Here is an 8,202-nt window from a genome sequence, read left to right as displayed (position 1 = left end):
CAAAAATATCGACAAGGGCATACGCTATCTTGAACGGGCCCTTGCCAGGCAGCCCGGTAATCTTTCCGTGATGGCCAACCTCGGCGCGGCCTACTTTCACCAGGGGCGGCTGGAAGAGGCTGCGCAGCTTCTCGAAGATGTCTGCTCAGCGAATGGGCAGAACCTTGGCGCTTTGTTCAACCTGGCGCAGATACGTGATGAGCTCGGTGATCGAGATCGTGCAATTCGGCTCTATCGGCGTTTCCATGACTTGGCCGGCGGACGGCCCGAGTTCGCCCAGGACCTGCGTAAGGTACGCAGGCGCCTCAAGCAGCTCACCGGTAGCAAGCCTCCCCGTCGCTGACGAATGGCAGCGGTAGGGTCATGATGTCGTACTCCGACATCCTCGAGCACTCCGTTGAACAAGTCTTTTCGATGCGACGGGCCGAGATACCGAGATCGGTCCTTCGCGCCAAGGAAGCTCTTGGGAGGGGCTGCTAGCCCAAGTAGCCCAAACTCCGAAGTTGCTCAAGAGTCTCCTCGTCCTGAGGCTCCTCGTCGGGTTGTCCCTGTGTCAGCCCCTTGTCCTTTTGCAGGTGTTCTCGCAACAGGGCCCGCATCTTTTTCGCCAACTCCGGGCGCTGGTCGATCAAGTTTTGGAGCTCGGCGGGGTCAGCATGAAGGTCGTACAATTCTTCTGTCGCCCCCGCTGCTGTTGGGATGAGGATCAGTTTTGCATCTTCGGTGCGCACCGAACGCCATTTTCCTGCGAGGCCCGGTACGGTAAGTCGGTAATGCGGGTAATCCTTGCGCTCCTTCTTGTAAGGCTGGTTCTCGGAAAAGGCGATCCGCGAGCCTTCTTTTCCTTCGATGATCGCTCTGGCGCTGCGGCCACCCGCTCCTTCGGGAGCCCGCAGGCCGACAAGATCAAGGAGGGTGGGTGCAAGATCCATCAGGCGTACTTGTGCTGCGACGTGCGTGTTTTCCGGTAGCCGTAGGGGATAACGCATGACCCATGGTACGCGAATCACCGGATCGTAGAGCGGCATGTCATGATTGAAGTAGATCTCGTGCTCTCCCAGGCTCTCGCCATGGTCGGAAGTGACTGCGATGAGCGTCGTGTCGAATCTTCCGGACGCCCGCAAGGCATCCATGAGGCGCCCAAGTTGAGCGTCGGCATACGCTATCTCACCATCGTAGAGTCGGATCGTGTGGGCCAGGTCGGAATCCGAGTAGCCCATCTCGCGAAAAGAAAACATGACTCTCGAACGGCGCACACGTCGCTCGAGAATATCGTGCATCAGGCGATAGCCCGCAGGCTCGCGGCCGAACAAGGTGTCGTAAGGAGGCGGAGGATTGTAGGGGATGTGAGGCTCCTGGAGTTGAACCCATAGCAAAAAAGGCTGTTCATGCGAGATGTCTTTGAGCCAGGCGATCGCAGCGTCGACGACGTCCGGGCCGAGCCCCGCGTGTTGGCCCACACCCTCAGGGGGTGCGATGCGCCGGAAATCCTGGAAACCCTGGCTGTAGTTCCACTTGGGATCGAGAAAGGAATGGGCGACGAAACCCCCTGTGCGCATGCCGCCGCGCCGGGCCACTTCCGCCAGAGTTTCCACCTCTTCTGAGAGTACGCGCGGGTGATCGCGTACACCGTGCTGCTGGGGCGACATGCCGGTGAGAATGGTGGCGTAGGACGGTCCGGAAAAAGACGCCTGGCTGATGGCGGACTCGAAAACCACGCCCTCGGCGGCCAGGTCGTCTATCGTCGGTGAGGTGGAGCGAGAATAGCCGTAGCAACCCAGATGATCGGCTCGCATGGCATCGACGACAACGAGCAGAATTCCGGGCGCAGGGGCCGCTTGTCGCGCGCAGCCGCCGACCAACAGTGGAAGGCAAGCCAACGCACTCCACCAGGCAATACGAAAGAACGCTCTCATGGGCTATGCCTCCTTGGGCCGGCTTCGCTCGCCGCAGGTTCCGGCGGGCCGATCTTGAGCCCTGTTTGACGGGTCTCGACGACCTTGTAGATCCGCACGGAGTGAGATTCGAAGACTCGTTCCAGTAGCTCGGATGCTTCGAGACACGCATGACCCATTCGATCGCCAAGCTTGGACCCGGGACGGGCAAGCACGTAGACGGGGCGACCGAGTTCTGTGTGGATCTCTTTGACGATCTCCACGTGGCATGGGCTGCCGAAGAGCCGGGCCAGTTGTTTCTTGCGCTTGCGGAGGTCGCGGTAGCCGCCGATCAACATGCCGCGGGTTTTTCGGGTGACTCCTGAGTTGTAACCCAGGTATTCGTCTCTTTGGGCGAAAACAGGTACATCCGATCCCTGCGCCGGGCGAAAGCTGAGCTGTTGTTTCGAGAATTGCTCGACGATGACTGAGTTCGGCGGTGTCTGGTTCCGAAGGTAATCGTAGGCCCGCGTTTCATCCCGGGAACGTGGGAGCAGGATCAAATTGTCGCCGGCAGCGACCAGTGGCATGGGACGACGAGCGGCTGCGAAGTAGGCTGTGGCCACGATTGCCGTGGGCGGGACGAATACCAGGAAAGAGGCCATCGCCATGATGCCGCGCCAACGGCCCCTGGCTCCACGCAGAGTTGCGGCGCCGAAGAAGCCCAACGGGAGAGCGGCGGCTCGCAGAAAGTAATACTCGTCCTGAGCCGGGAGACGCATGACGGTCCCTGCCAGCGCCGGGAAGCAGGCAGCGAGACCAATGGGTAGCCAGCGTCGAAGTGGTCGGAGGCGACATTCGGCGATGCCCGCGGGCAGGGCAATCAAGATCAGCGGCCCGAGGACACAGAGTCCCTGCCACAGCCGGGGGCGGACGAAACGCAGGAGGTCGCGAGTCTCGCCCCCGGTGATGGAGAGCAAGTAAGGCGCGGCCAGGACGAGTCCGCCGACACCACAAGCGAGTCCCAGCCACGCAGCGCGGTTCCATCGACCGCGGGCTGGCCACAAGGCGCCGATGGTGGTGCCCGCGAGAATCAGCAGGGCGGCGGCGCCCGCGAGAGGATTGATCAAGATCGATGTGGCGACCAGCAAGACAGCGGCCACGGCAGCCCTCGCCCCCTTCCCCCGTGCGACGAGCGCTGCTTGTTCGACCGCAACCAGGCCCACGGCGATCCCCAGGCCGAATCCGGAGAGATTCAGTGCGATTGTCAACCCGGCCGCCAGGCGACGGTTGAAACCCCAGCTCATCAACGACAGAACGCCCAGCGGGTTGGCTCCCTCCCGCCACAGGCCCAAGAATTCATCGCTGCGACCGAGCAGAAAGAGCCAACCCAGGCCGTTGAGGCCGGCCAGGCCAGCGATGCTGGCCACTGCCGAGTTCAGCCGTCGCGGCGCGATCCGCCGTCCAAGACGCGCTGTCGCCAGGGGAAGACCGGTCGCAGCCCCAAGCCTGAGGATCGACAAGCTGGATAGGGGGTCGATACCGAGAGCCTTGCCGATCAGGGCCCCCAAGAGGTGAAAGCCCCAGTAATAGTGGAGCGGCTCACCGGCGAAATAGGGATTCTCGGGAGGGATTCCTGTCCGAGATACCTGGTAGACGATGCTGCTGTGCAGCAGTCCGTGATAGGAGGCGCGGAAGGAGGGACTCAAAATGACCCCAGCGGCCACAATTGCAGTCAAGCCGGCAGCCACCCACGCCGCACCACGAGGTTGCCTGGGCCGCAATATCATCGAGGGGCGGTGAGTGGACCAGAGTAAAAAGCCCAGCGTGATGATGTCGAGACTGACAAGGCTGGCACCGAGATGACCGCCGCTGAGCAGCGCTGCTCCCAGAAAAACCGGAAACGTTGCGAAAAGCGAGTAGTAGAACAGGGCTCCGGGGCGCCAACTGCGGGGCTGCAAGGCGAGCACGCACCCAAGGCCAGGCGTAAAGAGCACCGTCACTGGTGCCAGGGATCGCGCCAGAGGCATCTGGCCGGCTAGAATCGCTGTCAGGTGGATCGCGACTAGCAGGGCCAGAAGCGCAGTGAGTGACCGGCTGGACAAGACGCCACCTCTCCAGAGTCCTGCCGGGCGTTTCGGGCAACGCCCCTATGCAGAGCGGGAGACTACCACACCGACTCGCTGCCGTGAGTATCGACGCCCAGCACTTGGTAGGTGTACAGGTCGTCCGGTGGCTCACTTACGGTGACCGAGACTTCCGTGGTAGCTTGAGGTATTCCCTCGACCAACCGGTTCGCAGCGCCGCATTCGGTTCGTGGCAGCACGGAAGCTCGCCCGTAGAGATCGTAACTCGAGATTTCCGCTCTCGAGGGCGTGCGCCCAACTTCGCCCATGGTCTCGCGAAGAGGGCTCCAGCGCAGCAAGAGTCCGCCCGCGCCATTGCGGCTCACACGCAGATCGGAAACCGGTCCCGGGAGTTCCTGTCCGCCTGCAGAGAGTTCTCCGGAAGCATCGGCGACCCGGAGAAGGTAATAGCGGTTATTCACCGTCGAGCCGGCCTCACCTGTGTGGCTCCAACTTGTGGCCTCGCCCGGGAGGTCTACCAGCAGATGGGCGGCGTCCGTGCGGAACGCTGGCGTGGTTTCGGATCCATAGATTTTGACAGCGGAAACGCCGCCCAAGGTGACTCCCCAAACTGTCTGTCCCGGGATCGTCCACTCGAGCAGCAGATCGGCGCCGGTCTTCCTCAATCGCAGGTCGCCGATCGATTGAGGAGGATTGATGCCGCGTACCAGGTGCGGAGTCCCTGAAAGCTCGTCACTCTCCGGGCCGACTGCACTACAGTGCTCAGCCCGCACCGCCACCCAGTAGAGTCGATTGTCCTCCAAGCCTCCGATGACGACGCTGGTTCGCGTTTCAGGCGTTGTTTTCTCTCCGCTGTAGTTGGTTTCACCGTCCCGGCGCCAGAGTACGCGGTAGCGAATCACGTCGTCGTCCGGTACTGCCTGCCAGCTTACCTCGAGTTGCCCACCTTTCTGGGTATCGGTGACCGAGAGAAGAATCGGCTTGGACGGCGGTAGCGGATTCTCTGGAACACCGGAGCGACATTCCGCGGGTTCCGGTGTCGCGTCGTAGCAGGTCTCGTTGAAGTTCGACCATCGACTCTCGAATCCTGCATCGTCGACGGCGACGACATAGTAGTAATAGGTTTTACAGTTGATCAGACCGGTATCGAGGAAATGCGTCGCAGTCAAGCCATCGCCAGCCAGCACATAGGGGCCACCGGGACTTTCCGCGCGATAGACTCTGTAAGTCGCCGCATCGGCTACGGATGTCCAGCTGATCTGCAGTTCCCGAGAGCCGGCCTTGTCGATGCTCAGGATCGTCGGTTGCCCCGGCGCCGGTACAGCGAGGGTCGTCGCCGGATCACCGACGAAGACGAAAGACCTGTTGAGCAACCAGTCGCCTTCCGTATCGAACGAGCGGCGCAGATGCATATCCAGTTCGCCAAGCAAACGCTCCTTTCGCTTGCCGTAGATCCGCTCGTAGATGGGGTCGAGGATGGCATCAAGCTGGAAGTTCCGGGTCAGGTGGCTGGGAGCCATGCCGGCGACAGCCCCTACCTCCGCGGTGGCCAGCCAATCTTCCGCCAGGGTGAACCATGTGTCGGACTCGCCGGCAGTCACGGAACTATCTTGCGAAAAATGGCCCGTGATGCAGTTCGCTTGTACGGTGAACACCAATTTGTCCGCGTTGACGAGATCTTCGATATCGTCGCCGGCGCCGAGTTTGGTTTCCCAGATCGAGCAGGTCTTACCCCACGTCCTATAACCTCCATGGCCAGCGTAAGAAAGAATAGCGGCGCCATCATTGATACATTGATCGATGCGGTCGTTCTGGGGGGTCGCTCCGCCGCTGTTGCAATCTTCGTCGAGAATCGTTTCATAGAGTTTCTGTGCTGTCTGGGGGCCGGCCCCCTGGAACCATTGGTCGTAGATCTCATCGTGTACGCGGAAGAGCTCTGGCTCGTCTCGTTCGGAGACAAGGCAAGCCCGCCCAGTCCAGGTCGGACTGTGGTTTCCCTGCTCATAGCGCAGGATCTTGCGAAACACCGCTTCGGCCTCGGTCAGGGTATGGCTGGGAATACGCCCGAGCATCACATCTGGAAGCTCGTCTTCACCGAGAACCATGGCCAGGATGGTGTCCGACAAGTAGTAGCCGAACTGAGTATTGGCGGCGATGTCATACATCATCGTCGGCACGAATTGTCGCGACACGCTATGGCCGTAGCGGTTCTTGTAGTCCCGGGTCGCATCGCCCACCAGGAGGACGTAAGTCGGCTTGCCCTGCCACGTTGTGAGGGTCTCCCGGATGAAGTCACGAATCGCTTGGGGGTCAGTGATCCCATAGGAGAACTCATCGTAAACGTCCTGGATGTCCACGATTGCAGTCGTCAGGCCTTGGTTCTGGCGGTGGCTGATCAGAGCGTTGAGTTCCGATCCGGGTGTCCCGGTATCGAGCAAGGAAGCCGGCCCAATGACCAGCCAGTCGGCACCGTTGGCGGGATCTTTCAGGCTCGGCATCAGTGATCCGTCGAGCGAGTCCGCCGGGCTATCCTCGCGGACGGTGTCGGGTACGAGGAAACCGTTCGGTCCGACCGCAACGAACCGGCGAGTGGGAGCGGCCGCGTCCGTTCGTAACTCGAAAGTGGCCACCCCTCCACTGAAATCAACTCCCGTCAAGCGGCGTGGCTCTGCCAGGCTCATTCCTGCCGTGGAAAGGGTCGTGTCGGTAAGCTCCCAGATCTCGGGGGGGGCACTGAACGACGAAATCTGGATTTCCTGGCTTCCATCACCGGCTACATCGAAGAAGAGGACATCATCGCGGGCGTCGAAAAGTCGGTCATAGTCGATTTCAACCCAGTTTACGGCAACGATGTCCTTGGTGATGCTGGACCCATTGACCTGACGCGTCAGAGGCAGGGCGACATTGACCGTCGTGACTTCACCCAGGGGACTGGGAGGTGTGTAGAGAACCGTGCCGTTGTCTACTCCATGGGTGAATTCAATATGCCCATCCCAGTCAGCCTCGTCGACCTGGGTGCCATCGATGGATATCCGCGAGCGGTGGAAGTTGTCCTGGTAGTCGAATCCCATCAGTCGCACGCGGATGGAGACCTCACCGCCCGCGTGAGCCGGCGTCTGTACCAACTGGTTCATGTCCACTGGATCGGGGTTGGCAATCAGGTACGGGTCGGCATACCAGTGGTCCACGCCGTCATGGGGGACGAATCCCTGAAAGCGAACGTCTTCTTCATGTCGGGTTGTCGCCCGAAAAGAGGGTGTCACCGCATATCCCGAGACCGGCGCTGCATCGCGACCGACTAGACGGGGTGCGCCGCTGAGCAGGTCCAGACGGTAGACATTGGATGGTGCGATATCGCCGGATTGCCAGACCGTAGGATCAAAGAGGTCATAACCGGCTGGAGATTGGCCATAGAAGATCAGGGCGTCCCCTTCAGGCCTCCCCGTCCCTGGAGGATCAAAGACGCCGTCGTCGCCTCCTTCGACCCACAGGGGCAGATCAAGGCCCTGGCAACTCAGACGGTAGAGGGATGTGTCGTTTCCTGTCAGAAAGGCCAGCAGATCCGGAGCATTGGCCTGGGCCCACGAGTACGAGATGCGGTAGAGGCCGGTCTGCTTCACGTCGAAGTACCAAGCCGGAAAGTTGGCAGTGGTCGACGGGCCCAGTGCCTCAGTCGTGGGTTGTGGAGGGGGCCAGGCCTGCCCGACGCCCTCCGCTCCCAGGGCGGCTTCCTCTCCGGCGCGCGTAACGAGCGGGTCCGTGCGGCCGGCGGACAGCCGCCACGCGCCGGAGCCACGGTCCACGAGCAGCTTCAGTCGACGGGCGACACGAAAACGGCCGGTGGTTAGATCAACCTGCAAAGGGCGTATCTCGAGGCTGGAAAAATGAAGCGTGCGGAAACGCCCTTGGCGTACTGCAATCTGGACCGGCTGTCGGGGCCAGAACCCCTGTCTTTCCCAGTGACTCGCATCGATGGGCGGTGCTGCGGGATCTTCGCCGGGAAAAGCCGCCAGCGGGCCGGGAATCACGCCTTCGGACCAATCGATTTCGATCTCGATCAGCTCGAGGACCGAGTCGGGGTTGACGGCAACGCGTTCGAAGCGCACGGGCAGATCGGGAGCGGCCGACTGACCCAGGCGACCGAAACCCTCGATGCGGGGAATCACGCCACCTGCCGCATGCTCCCAGTGGAGTGGAGGGATGGCGATGGTGATGATGGCGCGGGAGCCTGTTTTGCCGAC

At 61.4% G+C, this 8,202-nt stretch carries 4 protein-coding genes; 1 reads left to right on the top strand and 3 read right to left on the bottom strand.

Annotated elements, in window-relative coordinates; genetic code table 11:
• A partial coding sequence (locus Q9Q40_02615) for a tetratricopeptide repeat protein (GenBank protein MDQ7006103.1) occupies positions 1-343 on the top strand: 343 nt, incomplete at its 5' end.
• Positions 344-476: 133 nt separating this feature from the next.
• Here the strand turns inward: Q9Q40_02615 and Q9Q40_02610 are convergent.
• The 3 genes from Q9Q40_02610 to Q9Q40_02600 all read right to left on the bottom strand — a co-directional run bounded on the left by Q9Q40_02610 (position 477) and on the right by Q9Q40_02600 (position 8,127).
• Positions 477-1,916: a sulfatase gene (locus Q9Q40_02610; GenBank protein ID MDQ7006102.1), complete on the bottom strand. Its 1,440-nt coding sequence runs from the start codon at positions 1,914-1,916 to the stop codon at positions 477-479.
• Positions 1,913-3,979 carry a DUF2298 domain-containing protein gene (locus Q9Q40_02605; GenBank protein MDQ7006101.1) on the bottom strand — a complete coding sequence of 689 codons (2,067 nt, stop codon included), beginning with the start codon at positions 3,977-3,979 and terminating at the stop codon, positions 1,913-1,915. The genes Q9Q40_02610 and Q9Q40_02605 overlap by 4 nt, the downstream gene beginning before the upstream one ends.
• A gap of 62 nt (positions 3,980-4,041) precedes the next feature.
• Positions 4,042-8,127, bottom strand: a complete 4,086-nt coding sequence (locus Q9Q40_02600) for a C25 family cysteine peptidase (GenBank protein MDQ7006100.1) — start codon at positions 8,125-8,127, stop codon at positions 4,042-4,044.
• Positions 8,128-8,202 lie beyond the last annotated feature (75 nt).

The sequence above is a fragment of the Acidobacteriota bacterium genome (assembly GCA_030949985.1).
In the GTDB taxonomy this organism is placed as follows: Bacteria; Acidobacteriota; Polarisedimenticolia; order J045; family J045; genus JALTMS01.
This window is presented reverse-complemented; position numbering and strand designations above follow the sequence as displayed.

Coding starts and splice junctions, on each gene's coding strand:
- Q9Q40_02610 (MDQ7006102.1), bottom strand. CDS start 1,916: ATGAGAGCGTTCTTTCGTATTGCCTGGTGGAGTGCGTTGGCTTGCCTT.